Origin of the sequence: Serinicoccus hydrothermalis, from assembly GCF_001685415.1 — a bacterium.
Lineage (GTDB): Bacteria > Actinomycetota > Actinomycetes > Actinomycetales > Dermatophilaceae > Ornithinicoccus > Ornithinicoccus hydrothermalis.
In genome coordinates, this window is record NZ_CP014989.1 from 2,594,860 (window position 1) to 2,609,983 (window position 15,124).

The window sequence follows — 15,124 nt, forward strand, 5'->3', positions numbered from 1 at the left end:
TAGTCCGGCTCCTCGGACGTTGACCTGCCCAGGCCCGATTCGGGCACCTCGACCCCACACCTCACGGAGGAGATGGTCATGCGCGCAGCCAGCTACGACACCTACGGCGGCCCCGAGGTCCTCACCGTCGGTGAGCTGCCCGACCCGCCGGTCGGCCCCGACACGGTCCTCGTGCGGGCCCGCGCGACCAGCGTCAACCCGGTGGACTGGAAGGTCCGGGAGGGCTACCTGCAGGGCGCCTTCCCCCACCACCTGCCGATCGTCCCGGGCTGGGACGTCGCCGGTGTCGTCGAGGCCGTGGGGCCGGCCGTGCGCACCGGGCTGCAGGTCGGGGACGAGGTATGGGGCTACGTCCGCCGCGACGACGTCCACGCCGGGACGGCCGCAGAGCTCGTTCCCGCCCCCGAGCGCACCGTCTCGCTCAAGCCCGCCGGACTGAGCTTCGAGGAGGCGGCCTCGGTGCCGCTCGCCGGTCTCACGGCATACCAGGCGCTGACCGAGGCCCTGGCCGTGGGCGAGGGGGACCGCGTGCTCGTGCACGCGGCGTCCGGCGGTGTCGGCCAGTTCGCCGTCCAGATCGCCCGCTCCCTGGGCGCCGAGGTCATCGGCACCGCCTCGCCGGCCCACCACGACCTCGTGCGCGAGCTCGGGGCGACCCACGTCCTCGACCACGGAGCCGGGCCGGTCGGCGAGCAGCTCGGCACCGTCGGCGGACCTGTGGACGCCGTCCTCGACCTCGTCGGCGGCGACGCGATGGCGGACGTCTCGGCGCAGGTCAAGGACACCGCCCGGGTCGCCTCGGTCATCGATGCCGAGCAGATGGGCCAGATCGGGGGGCGCTACGTCTTCGTCCGTCCCGAGCGCGCGCACCTCGACGCGCTCGCCGAGCTCGTGGACCGCGGCGAGCTGCGGGTCACCGTGGCTGCCACCTTCGACCTCGACCAGATCGCCGACGCGCACCGTCTGTCCCAGGAGGGCAGCCCGGGCGGCAAGATCGCCGTGCGCATCTGAGGCGTCTTCCGCCGTCAGGAGGGCGACGGGGCGCGGCGGTGCTCGTCACCGAAGCCCGGGTGCAGGTCCGGTGGGCCAGATGTGCCCTCGGGGTTGAAGCGGTATCCGACGCTCCGGACGGTCTCCACCATCTCGCCGGCCCCGTGGGCGCGAAGCTTCCGCCGCAGGCGGCTGACACGCGACTCCAGGGCTCTGCGGCTGATCGTCTGCTCCTGCAGCTCGATGGCCAGGGTCCCTCGGGTCACGAAGACCCCGGGCCTCCCGGTGAGTGTCAGGAGCAGGTCGAACTCGGCCCGGGTGAGATCCACCTGCTGCGTGCCCAGGTGGACCGAGCGGGACTCGGGATCGATGTGCAGACGCGGGACGGAGGGGGCGGGCTCGATCAGCCACCCGCTGGCGTGGCGGAGCAGTGCCTCCAGCCTGGCCGCGAGGATCCGCACCGGAGTGGAGGAGCTCACGACGTCCTGGGCACCGCGCTCGAGCAGGGTCGCCTCGAAATGAGGCGTCAGGTCGTCGACCACCACCATCGTGGCCACCCTGAACTCCTCGAGCCAGCGTTGGGCGTCGAGGAGGTCGGCCGAGACCGGCCCCCCGAGCACGATCGCCGCCCCGGGCCGGTGGTGGTTCAGGAGCCCGCGGAGCGCCTCGAAATCGATGACCTCCGCCTGGGCCTGGCGGCGCTGGAGCAGCTCCTGGCTGCGTCGCACTTCGGCCGGACCGGCACCCACCGGGATGAGCCAGACCATAAATTCCAGGTTCATGCGCGACGTGGGGGACGCCATCACTGCCACGGGCGGTCTCCGAGCTGGACGTTGTCGCCGACGAGCAGGAGCGTTCTCCGCGACAGCGCCGCCCAGCACCGTGAGCCTTCAGTGGCCACCGCCCCCATCGACATCCTCTCTCACCGCCGTGCCCCGACGGCGTCGAGGCCCCGGCAAACCTGCAAGTAGAGTAAAGAAGACGTAAAGAAAAGGTCAAGAGAGGGTTAGGGCGGATGGGTGCTCAGGGGGTCCTCGCCATCATCTTCGGGTGCCCGCCGAGCTGACACCGCTTCGGGGCCCGCAGGTCTCCGCGGCACCTCCGACCGCGTACAGACGTCGACGCTTGCCGCTCCGTCAGCAGGGGAGCGGGGCAACACCTTCGCGCGCAACCGAGATGCGGGCTCTGGGAGAGGTCGAGCGCGCCGCCACCACCTTCTCGGTTCAGGGCTGGAGGAGCACCTCGCGCAGCTCCGGTGCCAGGAACTCGGAGTAGCGTGCCGTGAGGTGGTTGCCATCGGCGCGAACCGGGATGTCGTCGACGAACGCCGGACACAACCCGTCTGATCGACAGAACCAGTCGCGAGTTGAGACATAGCGCGCGCCCTCTGTGGCTTGCGCAGCCCCAAGCTCAGCCTCACTCTGGAGGGTCCAGTTCTCGCCGATCGTCGAGGTGCAGGAACTCGGCCCGTTGAACCTGGTGACGCATCCCTGGAGGTTGACGCCTTCGGGGGGCGGAGCAAGCACGACGACATCCCGTTCTGGGGCCACGAGCCGCTTCAAGGTGCGCTCGGTGGCGGTTCGCCACTCGAGCACGGCGCCGCGCTCCGTAGCGCTGGAGGTCAGCCGACCCAGAGAATTCTCGGCGCTGGACAGTACGACGAGATCGGGGGAGTAGTCATCAACCTTCTCGTTGCTCCAGTCCTGAAACGTCTGGCATCTTCCCGCGAAGTCGGCAGCTCCTCCCAAGTCACTCACAGACGCAGCGACTGCCGGGCACTGGCCCATGGTGATGAGGACCACCTCGTAGTCCGCGTCACTCAGAGCCTCACGTATGCCAGCCATCCAGCTGATGGCGACCGAGTCGCCAAGGACGACGGCGGTCTTACTCGCTGGTCCCTCATAGGTACATCTTTCGAGATCGGCGTCGGACACGTCGATGCAACCATCCTGCGTCCATTCTGGTGCCTTCGAGTCTTCGAGGTTCTCGAGGGGGACAGCGAACTGCGGCCAGTCTGTCCGCTCCAGGGCGATACTGATCTGCTGCTCAATACTCTGCGGTGCCTCTTCGGCCTGCTCGTGTTCCTCCGCGGGCCGATCCAGGGTGGCTGCCGACGTCGCCGGCGTGACGTCTGGCCACGCATGTAGAACGGATGCGTACGCAGCCCCTCCGGTCAGGGGGAAAAGGATGGCAAGGACCGTAGTCTGAATCTTGAAGCGGCGGCGTCGCGCGGCGTTACCGATTCTCCGACGGGCCGCGGGGGTCAGCCAGGCAGACCGCCGGATGGGGTCTTCGACAAGGTGGTAGCTCAGTGACGCAAGGACAAGTGACAGGGCTAGGGCTGTCAAAACGTAGGGTAAAGAACCCTCGCGGATAAATGGTTGAAGAAAAACGACTACGGGCCAGTGCCACAGGTAGAGAGAGAATGAAATGCGGCCCAGGTAGCGAGCTGGACGATTCGTCAGCAAAGAGTTCAGGCCATCACTGGGTGCCCCGATCCCACTCGCAACGATGAGAAGCGTGCCAGCGACGGGAAGGAGGGCCCAAGGTCCGGGAAAGTCCCAGTCGGGAGTGAGCATGAGGCCAGCGGCGATGATGATGCCGAGGCCGAGGTGGCTTGCCCAGAGGTGTACTCGCGGGTCGCGTGTCCGAAAACGTGAAGCGGCCACCGCCAGCAACCCGCCGAGACCCAACTCCCAGGCGCGGGTGAAGGTGGAGAAGTAGGCTGTGGAAGGACTTTGTAGTGTTTCTACCATGGCCCAGGCCAGCGAGGCGGCTGTCACCATGCTGAGAACGATGAAAACCCGTCGGCGACCCATCTCGGAGCGGCGACGTCCTCCTAGCGAGAGGGCACCGAGCATGAGGAGCGGCCAAACGAAATAGAACTGTTCCTCGACCGCGAGTGACCAATAGTGCTGTAGAGGCGAGACTGCGCGATCGGCGGCAAAGTAGTCTTGGCCCACCAAGATGAAACGCCAATTCGCAGAGAAGAAGGTCGCGTACACCGCGTCCATCATGATCTGGTTGAGTCGCGGACCCAGGAACACAAGGTAGGACGTGGCCGCGGTCGCAGCAATGACCAGCATGGACATGGGGAAAATTCGCTTGACCCGCCTGGCATAGAAAGCGCGAAAAGAGATGCCCCCGGTGCGCTCGAACTCCTTCAGAAGAAGTCCAGTGATGAGGAATCCGGAAAGGACGAAGAAGACGTCGACGCCGATAAAACCGCCCTTGGGCCACCCAATGACGTGGTCGAGCAGGACCAGGACGACTGCCAGGGCACGAAGGCCCTCTAGGTCGGTGCGGAACCGAGTCGTCGCCGAAGCTCTAGCCGTCGCCGCCGTCGCACCTGTGTCTGGTCTCATGGGAATGACTGCTGCTTTCGCTGAAGATGGATCCTGAGGACGACCGGAGGGGAGGGCCAGGCCCTACTGAACCTGGAGGGAATGGGTGTCGTGGTGCGTGGGTGGCGACTCGGTGGGCGCCGTTCTGTTGGGCGTCCTGATCGAAGGAAGGGCATGACGCTGCGCGCGCTGGTAGGAGGTGGTCGAGCAGTAGTTGAAGATGACCCCGAGTAGCGGCGCGCCGCTGTTCTCCAGGGCAGCGGCACTCTGGCCGACCTCTCGCCGCGTGGTGGCCCGACGGTCAACTCTGATAACAAAGAGCGTGCCGGTGCACATCTGAGACAGGATGGCGCCCTCCGTCGCAGGGATAAGTGGCGGAGTGTCGAGGATGACGACGTCGTAGGTGGTCTCCAGCTCGCGGATGACAGGCAGGGTTGATTCCCGTGCGAGTAGATCTGCGGGATTGGGGGGTGCCGAACCAGCAAGGATGACGTCGAAACCATGGCGAGAGCGAACGGTGACCGAGTCGAGGTCAGCGACACCGACGAGCACGTCGGTCAGTCCCATGGTCTCGGCGAGTCCGAGACGTTGCGCGGCACTGGGGTGACGAAGGTCGGCCTCGACGTAGCACACCCTGTGGCCTGCGTTGGCCTGCGCTGCAGCCAAGCTGAGTGCGATGGCTGTCCTTCCATCGTCCCGACGTGCGGACGTGATGACGAAGGAACGACCACCTCGGGGAAGAGTGAGGAACTGCAGCCCCGTTCGGAGTTGTCGGATGGACTCGGAGCACACCGCACTTTCGAACAGATCCCCGGGATCGCAAGCGGCTTCGTCTAGCGGCACATGGGCGAGGATGGGGGTTGCTAGCAGCTCTTGCACTTCTGCCTCGGTCCTGACGCGCCGGTCTGCCACACGCCGAATGAGAGCGTAGGAGACGCCTACGGCACTCCCGACGAGAAGGCCGAGGAAAAGGTTGAGGAATGGTCGCGGACTGGCGGGACGGCCCGGCTGTGTGGCTGACTGAATGACGGTGGCCTCGATGACGGAGGAGCCGTCAGCTCGTTGAGGATCCAGCGAAGCGGAGACCTCCTGAAAACGTGCTGCGACCGCGTTCGCCAACTCCATGGCCTCTGCCGAATCATCGGACCGAGCGGTGATCTCGATGACGACGGTCTCCTCGACCACGAGCGTGGAGATGTCCGAAGAGAGATCCGGGACGGTGGTGTCCAGGTCCAAGTCATCGATGACTGCTTGGAGCACGAGACCGGAGTTCATGGTCTGGGCGTACGAGTCCATACGATCCATGACGTAGGCAGAGCTCTGCAGCAGTTCAGCGCTGCTGGTGCCGCCTTGCTGCGCAACGAAGATCTCTGAGGTGGCTTCGTAGACTCGCTCAGTAGCCAAAGTGACACTGGACGCGACGATGCCACCGACCAGGGTCGCCGCAAGTATGGAGAACCATCGAGCTCGCAATGCGATATATGTCGTGCTTGTCTGCATACAGCCTCCACGGACGGCTTCTGTCCCCCTTCCCCAAGGGCGACCACGTGGAAGACTACCCCTGTGAGCCGTCACCTGTAACCATGACCTCTGATCTCTTTACTGGAGCCAGTGCTGCTCCGGCAGGGCGTGGGAGAGGAAGTGGCTCATCGCCTGCGTGTAGGCGTAGGCGCCGGTCTGGCCGAACACCACGACGTCGCCGGGCCGCAGGTCCTCCGGCAGGTCGCCGGTGCCGACGCGGTCCAGCGAGGTGCACAGCGGTCCCGCGAGCGTCGTCGTCGTCCGTTCCCCGCTCAGGACCCCCTCGCCGGGGCGCACCGCCAGGGTCGGGAACGACTGCCCGGTCAGCAGCGGCCGCAACAGGTGGTTGATGCCGCCCTCGAGCATGACGAAGCGCTCGCCGCGGGAGACCTTGGTGCGCACGACCCGAGCGGCGTAGACGCCGGTGGGTCCGGAGAGCCAGCGGCCGGGCTCGAGCAACAGCTCGCCGGTGAACCAGTCGTTCTCGCCGAGGATGCGCCCGAGGCCCGCACCGACCGCCCGGACGTCGAGGTTGGGCTCGGTCAGGGCATACCGGATCCCGAGACCGCCGCCGAGGTCGACGAGGTCGAGCTCGCGGCCCAGCAGCTCCTGCAGCCGTCGCCCGATGCGCAGCGCCGTCCGGTGGTTGGCCAGCAGCCGCCCGGCGTCCAGCTCGTTGCTGGCCGAGAAGACCTGGAGCCCGCGGATCTCGACCCGGTCGAAGCGCGCGGCCTCGGTCACGAAGGCCTCCAGCACCTCCTCGTCCACCCCGAACGCGCTGGGCCCGACACCACCGATGATGCTCGCCACCTCGGACACACCCCCGGCGGGGTTGACCCGGACGTTGACCGCCAGCGGGGTCTCGCCGGTGTGCAGGGCGTGCAGCCGCTCGACGTCCTCGATGCCATCGACCTGGACGCGGGCCCCGGCGAAGAGGGCGGCCTGCAGGTCGCGCTCGGTCTTGGCGGGGCCGGCGAAGACCATGCCGGCGCCGGTGCCGCCGGCGGCCAGCGCGGCCGACACCTCACCGGCGCTCGCGCAGTCGAACCACGCGCCCCGGCCGGCGAAGGCCTCGAGCAGGGGCAACCCGGGGTTGGACTTCACGGCATACGCCAGGCGGACCCGCGCGGGAAGGGCGGCGCGGAGCCGGTCGAAGCGCTCGCGTGCCGCCGCCAGGTCGTAGGCGAAGAACGGGCCAGGGTGCGAGGTGGCCAGCTCGTCGAGCCTCGCCTCGTCGAAGGCGAAGAGGTCAGTCGTCGCAGCGGTCAAGATCATGCCTTCCACCAGGGCGCCAGGCGCCGGAGTCCTTCCTCGAGCGCGTCCACCGGACCACCCAGGCTCACGCGGAGGAAACCCGCTCCTCGCGGTCCGAAGGCGGTCCCGGGGATCGTCGTCACCCCGGCCTCGTCGCGCAGGCGCAGGGCGAACGCCTCGGTGACAGCAGGGTCGTCGCGCGAGGTGGAGTCGTCGTCGAGGTCGTGGGGCAGGGCGAGCCAGAGGTAGAACCCGGCCCTCGTCGCCGTTCTGGACATGGGAATGTGGTGCCCGTCGCCCAGAAAGCTATGTCCAGAAGTGAGGAGCTGGGGGGCGACCCGGTCGACCGTCCCCCAGCGCACCCGGATCTGCTCGCGGGCTGCGGGTAGCACGTCCCCGGCCGCGCCCAGCAGCCCCAGCGCGGCAGCCTGCGAAAGTCGCGAGGGGGCCGTCGTCATCGCGTTGTGCACCAGCCGTGCCGAAGCGAGCATTTCGGGGTCCCCGAGCGCCCAGCCGATCCGCAGCCCCGGGGCGGCGAAGGCCTTGCTCATCGAGCTGAGCACGACCCCCGCCGCGCTCACGTCCCGCAGCGACGCGGGGCGCCGGTCGGCCCACAGCTCGGCATACACCTCGTCGCTGACGAGCAGCACCCCGCGCTCGGCGCAGGCCTCGGCGACCCGCGACAGGGCTTGCGCCGAGGCGAGCCCGCCGGTCGGGTTCGCCGGGTGGTTGAGCACGACGATCGAGGTATGCGGCTGCTCGCCCAGCAGGGCGACCAGCGCCTCGGCGTCGAGGTCTCCGCTGGCGGCGAGGGGGTAGCCGACGGGCGTCGCGCCGCACAGCCGGGCGAGGGTGGGGTAGGCGACGAAGCCGGGGTCGGGCACGAGCACGGCCGATCCGGGCTCGGCATAAGCCTGGAAGAGCGCGAAGAGCGCCGCCTGGCTGCCGGCGGTGACCATGACCCCGTCCGGACCGACCGTGTCCGCACCGCGGGCCTGGGCGTAGCCGGCGATCGCGTCCACCAGCGCCGGGTCGGAGGTGTTGGGCCCGTAGGACAGGTCGACCGAGCCCTCGTCCGGACGCACGGCCTGTCCGGTCGGCAGCGGCCACCCGGGCTCGCCGAGCCCGAGGTTGATCGCGTCCGGCGGGGCGCCGAGCGACATGCGTCGGATGGGTGACAGGCCCTGGCCCGCCACCCTGGAGGCCGTCCTCACCGCAGCGACTCCTCGAGCGCCGTCGAGGCGTCGGTGGAGTCGTCGCGGTACTTCACGATCACCGGGGCGTAGAGCGAGAGCCCGAGGACGTCGGCGTAGTCACCGCGCGCCGGGCGGGAGCCGGGCACGACGACGGCGCGCTCGGGCACCTCGCCGCGCAGCTCCCGCTGGTCGACCAGGTCGTAGATCGTCGTCCCCGCGGTCAGCGCGACGCCCGGTGCCAGCACGGCACCGCGACGCACGACCACGCCCTCGTAGAGCCCGCACTGCGCCCCGACGAAGACGTCGTCCTCGACGACGACCGGGCGGGCACCGACCGGCTCCAGCACGCCACCCAGCTGCACAGCCGTGGACAGGTGCACCCGCTCGCCCACCTGCGCGCACGACCCGACGAGCACGTGGCTGTCGACCATCGAGCCGGCGCCGACATACCCGCCGACGTTGACATAGCTCGGCGGCATGACGACCACCCCGGGCGCGAGGTGCGCGCCGCGCCGGACGGAGGTCCCGCCCGGCACGAGGCGTATGCCGTCGCCCGCCGTGATCCGGCGCGCCGGCACGAGCGACTTGTCGACGCTGCCGCCCGGCCAGTCGAGCTCGACGGTCTCGCTGAGCCGGAAGGCGGCGAGGATGCCCCGCTTGACCCAGCCGTGCGCGACCCAGCTGCCGTCCTCGGCGCGGCGGGCGGCCCGGATCGAGCCGTCCTCCAGCCCGGCGAGCAGCTCCTCCACGTGCTGGATCGTCGGGTCGATGTCGCTGCCCTCGGCGAAGACCTGGCGCAGCGAGGTGCCGTGGGTCGTGTCCTGCGGAGTCATGGACTCCATGGTGCCGACGGTGCTCACGACGCCAGCGCCGAGGTGTCGTGCGGTACGGCGACCCACTCCGGTAGTCGGCCGATCGACGCCGAGCCGCTGCGGCGGGAGGTCTGCAGGTCGGCGAGGGCGGTCTGGACCTGCGACCAGGTGTCCGGCTCGGCGGGGGAGAGCGGCAGTCGTACCTGTGCGGTGGCCAGCCCGAGGCACGCCAGCGCCGCCTTGACCGGCACCGGGTTGGTCTCGACGAACATCGCTGCCATCGTCGGCGCCAGCAGCGCAGCGCTCTCGCGAGCGAGGGGCAGATCGCCGGCCATCGCGGCGTGCACGAGGCGCCGGGTCTCGGTCGGCACCACGTTGGCGCACACCGAGACGAGCCCCTGCGCGCCGACGGCGATGCCGGCCAGCGCGAGGTCGTCGTCCCCGGCGAGCACTGCACGGCCCTGCGGCGCCTCCTGGCACATCCGGGCGACCTGGCGCAGGTCGCCCGAGCTCTCCTTGATCGCGACGACCTGGTCGATCTCCCAGATCGCCCGCAGCGCCGCGGGAGTGATGTTGCAGCCGGTGCGCCCGGGCACGTTGTAGGCGATGATCGGCAGCCCAGGCGCCGCGTCGGCGACGGCGCGGTAGTGCGCCACCAGGCCACTGACCTGGGGCTTGTTGTAGAACGGCGTGACGACGAGCAGGGCGTCGGCACCAGCGGCCGCAGCCTGCCCGGCGAGCTCGCAGGTGCGCTCGGTGTCGTTGTGCCCGACCCCCACGACGACCGGGATGCGGCGGTCGTCGCGGCGGGCCAGCTCGACGGCCTGGCGCACCAGCGCGTGCCGCTCGACGTCGGTGATCGTGGCGGCCTCGCCGGTCGAGCCGAGCACGACGAGCCAGTCCACCCCGTGCCCCTCGACGAGCACGTGCTCGACAAGACGGCCGAACGCCTCGTGGTCGACAGCGGGCTTTCGTGCCCCGCCCACGGCGTCGGTCCCGGTCGTGAACGGCGTCGCCAGGGCGACGCCGAGACCGGTGAACGGTGCTGCGGTGAGGCTGGTGCTCATGCTGTCTCCTTGAGGTGGTCCTCGGCGAGGTCGTCGAGGGTGTACAGGCCCGGTCCGGGCCGGTCGGTGAGCCAGAGGGCCGCGGTGAGGGCCCCGGCGGCGAAGAGGTCGCGGTCGTGCGCGGTGTGCCGCAGCGTGATCGTCTCGGTGGGGGAGGCGAGGGTGACCTCGTGGTCACCCACCACCTCGCCCAGGCGGAGGCTCGTGGTCTGGACGTCCCCGACGGGGGCGCCGGCCGCGTCGGCCAGGACGTCCCGGAGCGCGAGCGCGGTGCCGCTGGGAGCGTCGACCTTGTGCCGGTGGTGGGTCTCGGTGACCGCGAGGTCGACCGGTATGCCCTCTGCCCGGTGCGCGGCGGCATACCCCCCGAGAAGGCGGCTGACCCGGCGGGCGAGGGCCACGCCGAGCGAGAAGTTCGGCGCGACGAGGACCCGCACGCCGAGCTCCCGGTCGAGCAGGACGGTGTCGAAGCCGGTCGCGCCGACGACGAGGTCGGTGCCGGTGCGCTGCGCCCAGTCGAGGTGGGCGGCGACGGCGGACCCCGTGCTCACGTCGATCGCGACGTCCACGGCCTCCCTGGGCTCCGGGTCGCTGCTGCCGACCGCCCAGCGCACGTCGACGTCCTCGCGGAGGTCGGCGAGCCGCCGGACCGCCGAGCCGAGGCGTCCGGTGCCGAAGAGTCCGATGCGGGTGGGCACCGGTCGAGTATGTCGAGGGTCCGGAAGCTCTCGCAAGCGCTGTTTCCGCAGGTCAGGGCACCTGTCCTGTCATCACACCACTTCACCGCAAGATGTCCTGCCTGGCTCCGGGCGCGCTCGCCGTCCTCCCGCCGCGCCGCACAAAGTTGGTACGCCGCGCGGCCCTCAGGGAGGGGTCAGGGCTGCACGAGGCCCGTCTTGTACGCCAGGGCGACGAGCTGGGCGCGCTCGGAGCTGCCGGTCTTCATGAGCAAACGGGAGATGTGGGTCTTGATCGTCGCCTCGGAGACGTAGAGCTGGCGGGCGAGGTCGGTGTTGGAGGGCGCGTCGCCCATGAGCTTCAGCACCTCGAGCTCGCGCGGGGAGAGCAGGTCGAGGTCCGGCAGCCCCTGGGCATCCCGCGGTGCCGTGTCGCGCAGGGTCTCGATGACCTTGCCGGCCACGCTCGGGTCGATCCAGGACTCACCCGCGGCGACCTGCCGGATTGCGTCGGGGAGCCGGCTGGGGGCGGCGTCCTTGAGCATGTAGCCCGACGCCCCGGCCCGCAGCGCGCCGTAGAGCGCGTCGTCGTGGTCGAAGGTCGTGAGCATGAGGACAGTCGTGACGGCCCCCTGCTCCGGACACTCCTGCACGATCCGGCGGGTCGCCTCGATGCCGTCCGTCCCCGGCATCCGGATGTCCATGACGACGACGTCGGGCGAGGTCTGCTCGGTCAGCGCAACCGCCTCGTCGCCGTCCGCAGCGAGGCCGACCACCTCGATGTCGCCGTGCACGCCGAGCAGCATCTCCAGGCCCTCGCGGACCTCCTGCTGGTCGTCGGCGATCACGACCGTGATGCTCACTCCCGCCCCGCCGTGCCGGGTGCCGGCCGCTCGGCCGGGCCTCCGCTCGTGGGCGGCCGCACCGGCAGGACGGCGGTGTTGATGAACTCCTCACCGGACCACCCGGCCTCAAAACTCCCGCCGACGAGCCCCACCCGCTCGCGCAGCCCGCGGAGCCCGGTGCCGCCGTTGGGCGTCCCCGGACGCATCCCGTGGCTGGCGCGGGAGCGGACCTGCACCTGCAGCTCGGTGTCCTGCCACGCGAGGTAGACGTCCACGAGCGCACCGCGCCCGGCGTGCTTGAGCGCGTTGGTGAGCGACTCCTGCACCACCCGGTATGCCGCCGCGCCCACCGACGGGTCGACCGTCCGCGCGTGCCCCGAGCGGTGGACCTCGACGATGAGACCGCTGCTACGCGGCACCTCCACCAGGGCGTCGATGTCGCCCAGCCCGGGCTGGGCGCTGGGGGCGTGGTCGAGGTCGAGGCTGCTGGGCAGGTGGTCGTGGATCTGGTCCTCGCGCAGCGCTCCGAGGAGCCGGTGCAGCTCGCGCATGCTCTGCGCCCCGGTCGACTCGATCGTGCCGAGGGCGCGCTGGACCGTGTCGAGCCGGGCGTCGTCGGGCACGTCCTTGGACACGGACTGGCTCATGGCCCGGGCGCCGGCGGCCTGCATCATCATGGCGCTGACGGAGTGGGCGACGATGTCGTGCAGCTCGCGGGCGATGCGGTGCCGCTCGGCGTGCGCAGCCTGCTCGGCCCGGACGTCGATCTCGCCGTGCAGGTCACGGTTGCGCTCGTGCGAGAGCCGGTCCCGAGTGGCCACCCCCCAGGCGGTCATCACCAGGACGGCGAAGAACACCCCGGGGAAGATCCAGTCGATCGGCGTCGGATCGTCGTAGGAGCGCAGCACCGCCAGCATCACCAGCGGGACCACGGTGAGGGCAATCGCCAGCGCCAGCAGCGAGTGCCGCAGGGTGCCGCGCCGTGCGGCGGCGTGCACGGCGACCAGGACGCAGAAGATCGGCTGCGCCGTCGTGAAGACCAGCATGGCGGCGATCGAGATGCCGGTGGTCGCCAGCAGGACCGGCAGCGGATAGCGCCTCCTGACGAAGAGGAGAGCGACCATGACGAGCACGGGTGGCGCCATGGCCAGACCCGAGATCTCCATGCCGCCGAAGGTGCGCAGCGGACCGGACAGCACTCCGGCGGTCCCGAGGTCGAGCAGCCCGGCCGTCAGCACGGCCAGGACGTTCGCCGCCTGACCTGCTCGTCGCCAGTGCTGCTGCGCCGGGGTCCGTCGTACCTCAGAAGCAGTGCCGGTCACGACCACTCCTTCCGTGGTTCGTCATCAACGCAGATGACGGGTCTAGCACATCGAGGGGAAGAGCTTGCACCACCACGGCTTCGAGGTGAGCGTGGCGAGACCGACCGCCCGAGGTTCCGTCCACCCGGGGACGGCCCGCGCGAGGCGGAGCGCCACCATACTCTCGCCGTCCTCGGCTGAGAGCACCTCCACCACGTCGATGCGGTCGTGCCCGTCCCTGTCGCCCCCTGCCGCGACAGGGACGGGCACGACATGCAGCGGAAGGGTCGGGGCAGGCTCCCTGTCGCCCACCCGCATCACGGCGAGGTCCGAGGTGACCAGCTCGGCCTGACCAATGGTCCGGCCCGAGTGTCCCTCTGCGTCTCCCTCGACGACCCGCACGTGATCCTGTGACTGCACGCGCCCCAGTCTGGCGGGGTCACCAGACCGGGGCGTCATCCTGCAGACGGATTTCCGTCGGGGAAGTGCCGGAGACCGTGGGTCCTGAGGGGGAGTCAGGGCCGGGGGCGCCGCCCATACCGCCCATGCCCATCTGGGCGTACTCGCCGGCGGTCGCGGTGGCCACCTCGGTCCCTCCGGCGCTGACGGTATACGTCTCTCCGGCCACCAGGTCGGCGGTGGACAGGACGAGCGAGGCGGTGTCCTTGGTCACCTCGACCTCGGCGACGACGGCGCCGTCGGCGTCCGTCACGGTGAGCGTCTCGCCGGCCGCGACCGAGCCGGACAGAGCGGTGGCGATCGAGGCCTGCTCGCTGTCGGTGGACGGTGCCATCATCATCCCGGCGCTGCCCACCGCGGTGAGGGTGCCGCCGGAGAGGAGGAAGTCACCGTCGACGTCCACGGCGCCGTTGTTGTCCATCGTGGGTCCGTTGACCACGACCGTGCCGCCGGTCATCGTGGCCGTGCCGTTGGAGTCGAGACCGTCACCGTCCGAGGTGAGGGTGAGCTCGCCGCCACTGATCTCCACGCTCGGCGTGACCGTGTCGGAGGTGGCGTTGAGCGCGTCGTCGCTGGCGGTGACGTCGGTGGTGCCGCCCTCGACGACGATCCGGGCCGACTCGAGTCCTTCGAGCGACTGGGTGACGGTCAGGGTGCCGTCGACGAGGTCGATGACGTTCTCGGCCTTCACGGCGTCGTCGCCGGCCGCGACGGTGATCTCGGTCGAGTCACCCGAGACGGCGATGATGCCGGTGCCGTCCTCGGTGTTGTCCGACTTCAACGCGTCGCCGTTGGCGGTGACGGTGAGGGTGCCACCCTGGATCGACAGGAAGTCCTTGCCGCGGATCCCGTCGTCGACGGCGTTGACGGTGATATCACCGGAGAGGATCACCAGGCCGTCCTTGCTCGTGATGCCGTCGCTGCCGTAGCTCTCGACGGTCAGCGCCCCCGTGCCCGCGATGGTGAGGTCAGCGGTGGAGTAGAGCGCCGCGTTGGGCGCGTCCACCTCCTCGCCGGTCTCCTCGTCGACGCTCGCCTCGGTCTGGGCATACGTCTCGGGGTCGGTCAGGGCGTTGTCCGAGCCGTCCGCGAGCACGACGGTCGCGTCCTCGGCGGAGCTGATCTGCAGCGCCGACCCGAGCGAGCTGGTGATCTCGACCCCGTCGAGCACGACGGTGACGTCGTCCTCCTCGGGCACGTCGACGACGACCTGGCCGTCGGTCAGGGTCCCGGAGAGGACGTAGGTCCCGGCCTCGGTGATCGTCACCAGGTCGGTCCCCTCCTCGGTGCTGCTCACCTCGACACCGCTCCCGGCGCTGCTGCCGCCGTCGTCGGCCAGCTCGACCGACACCGCGCTCGCCGCGTCGTAGTCGGCCTCGTCGCCGTCGGCGTGGGTGGTGAGGCCGACGCTGCCGATCGCGTCCTCGGTGTCGTCGTCGGCGGCCTCGCCGTCCTCGGACGCCGCGGCGCTCTCCCCGGCCGTGCCACTCGTCTCCTCGGTCGAGCCCTCGCTGTCGGAGGTGCTCGTGCTGACGGTGCTGCCGGCGGCCGTGCTGCCGGTGGTCTCCTGGACGCCGCAGCCGGCGATCAGGGCGGCGACGGCGAGGCTGGCGGCGGTGGTGCGCAGGCGGGTGCGGGTGGTGCTCATGGTGGTTCTC

The 15,124-nt window shown here is 70.0% G+C and carries 12 protein-coding genes; 1 reads left to right on the top strand and 11 read right to left on the bottom strand.

The window, feature by feature from the left end; translation table 11 throughout:
* Positions 1-78: 78 nt before the first annotated feature.
* Positions 79-1,011: an NADP-dependent oxidoreductase gene (locus SGUI_RS12060; RefSeq protein WP_066643356.1), complete on the top strand. Its 933-nt coding sequence runs from the start codon at positions 79-81 to the stop codon at positions 1,009-1,011.
* A 14-nt stretch (positions 1,012-1,025) separates the two neighbouring features.
* Here the strand turns inward: SGUI_RS12060 and SGUI_RS12065 are convergent, their stop codons facing one another.
* From SGUI_RS12065 to SGUI_RS12120, 11 genes are all read right to left on the bottom strand, one after another.
* On the bottom strand, positions 1,026-1,793 hold the full coding sequence (locus SGUI_RS12065) for a winged helix-turn-helix domain-containing protein (protein ID WP_066640632.1): 768 nt from the start codon (positions 1,791-1,793) through the stop codon (positions 1,026-1,028).
* A gap of 420 nt (positions 1,794-2,213) precedes the next feature.
* On the bottom strand, positions 2,214-4,355 hold the full coding sequence (locus SGUI_RS12070) for an acyltransferase family protein (protein ID WP_066640635.1): 2,142 nt from the start codon (positions 4,353-4,355) through the stop codon (positions 2,214-2,216).
* A 63-nt stretch (positions 4,356-4,418) separates the two neighbouring features.
* Complete coding sequence (locus SGUI_RS12075) at positions 4,419-5,834, bottom strand: tyrosine-protein kinase domain-containing protein (RefSeq protein ID WP_066640639.1); 1,416 nt, start codon at positions 5,832-5,834, stop codon at positions 4,419-4,421.
* 99 nt (positions 5,835-5,933) lie between these two features.
* Complete coding sequence (locus SGUI_RS12080) at positions 5,934-7,130, bottom strand: type III PLP-dependent enzyme domain-containing protein (protein ID WP_066640640.1); 1,197 nt, start codon at positions 7,128-7,130, stop codon at positions 5,934-5,936.
* Positions 7,127-8,323 carry a pyridoxal phosphate-dependent aminotransferase gene (locus tag SGUI_RS12085; RefSeq protein ID WP_157621831.1) on the bottom strand — a complete coding sequence of 399 codons (1,197 nt, stop codon included), beginning with the start codon at positions 8,321-8,323 and terminating at the stop codon, positions 7,127-7,129. Before SGUI_RS12085 ends, SGUI_RS12080 begins: the two co-directional genes overlap by 4 nt.
* The gene (locus SGUI_RS12090; RefSeq protein WP_083190865.1) at positions 8,320-9,138 is read right to left on the bottom strand and encodes a 2,3,4,5-tetrahydropyridine-2,6-dicarboxylate N-succinyltransferase; all 819 of its coding nucleotides are present in this window, start codon (positions 9,136-9,138) and stop codon (positions 8,320-8,322) included. Before SGUI_RS12090 ends, SGUI_RS12085 begins: the two co-directional genes overlap by 4 nt.
* A 23-nt stretch (positions 9,139-9,161) precedes the next feature.
* The gene (dapA, locus tag SGUI_RS12095; RefSeq protein ID WP_066640642.1) at positions 9,162-10,184 is read right to left on the bottom strand and encodes a 4-hydroxy-tetrahydrodipicolinate synthase; all 1,023 of its coding nucleotides are present in this window, start codon (positions 10,182-10,184) and stop codon (positions 9,162-9,164) included.
* Positions 10,181-10,882 carry a 4-hydroxy-tetrahydrodipicolinate reductase gene (locus SGUI_RS12100; protein ID WP_066640647.1) on the bottom strand — a complete coding sequence of 234 codons (702 nt, stop codon included), beginning with the start codon at positions 10,880-10,882 and terminating at the stop codon, positions 10,181-10,183. Before SGUI_RS12100 ends, dapA begins: the two co-directional genes overlap by 4 nt.
* A 176-nt stretch (positions 10,883-11,058) precedes the next feature.
* Positions 11,059-11,709: a response regulator transcription factor gene (locus SGUI_RS12105; RefSeq protein WP_237141346.1), complete on the bottom strand. Its 651-nt coding sequence runs from the start codon at positions 11,707-11,709 to the stop codon at positions 11,059-11,061.
* 11 nt (positions 11,710-11,720) lie between these two features.
* Positions 11,721-13,028 carry a sensor histidine kinase gene (locus SGUI_RS12110; RefSeq protein ID WP_157621832.1) on the bottom strand — a complete coding sequence of 436 codons (1,308 nt, stop codon included), beginning with the start codon at positions 13,026-13,028 and terminating at the stop codon, positions 11,721-11,723.
* A gap of 418 nt (positions 13,029-13,446) precedes the next feature.
* Positions 13,447-15,114: a carbohydrate-binding domain-containing protein gene (locus tag SGUI_RS12120; RefSeq protein WP_066640658.1), complete on the bottom strand. Its 1,668-nt coding sequence runs from the start codon at positions 15,112-15,114 to the stop codon at positions 13,447-13,449.
* Positions 15,115-15,124: the final 10 nt, after the last annotated feature.

Coding starts and splice junctions, on each gene's coding strand:
- SGUI_RS12060 (WP_066643356.1), top strand. CDS start 79: ATGCGCGCAGCCAGCTACGACACCTACGGCGGCCCCGAGGTCCTCACC.
- SGUI_RS12065 (WP_066640632.1), bottom strand. CDS start 1,793: ATGGCGTCCCCCACGTCGCGCATGAACCTGGAATTTATGGTCTGGCTC.
- SGUI_RS12070 (WP_066640635.1), bottom strand. CDS start 4,355: ATGAGACCAGACACAGGTGCGACGGCGGCGACGGCTAGAGCTTCGGCG.
- SGUI_RS12075 (WP_066640639.1), bottom strand. CDS start 5,834: ATGCAGACAAGCACGACATATATCGCATTGCGAGCTCGATGGTTCTCC.
- SGUI_RS12080 (WP_066640640.1), bottom strand. CDS start 7,130: ATGATCTTGACCGCTGCGACGACTGACCTCTTCGCCTTCGACGAGGCG.
- SGUI_RS12090 (WP_083190865.1), bottom strand. CDS start 9,138: ATGACTCCGCAGGACACGACCCACGGCACCTCGCTGCGCCAGGTCTTC.
- dapA (WP_066640642.1), bottom strand. CDS start 10,184: ATGAGCACCAGCCTCACCGCAGCACCGTTCACCGGTCTCGGCGTCGCC.
- SGUI_RS12120 (WP_066640658.1), bottom strand. CDS start 15,114: ATGAGCACCACCCGCACCCGCCTGCGCACCACCGCCGCCAGCCTCGCC.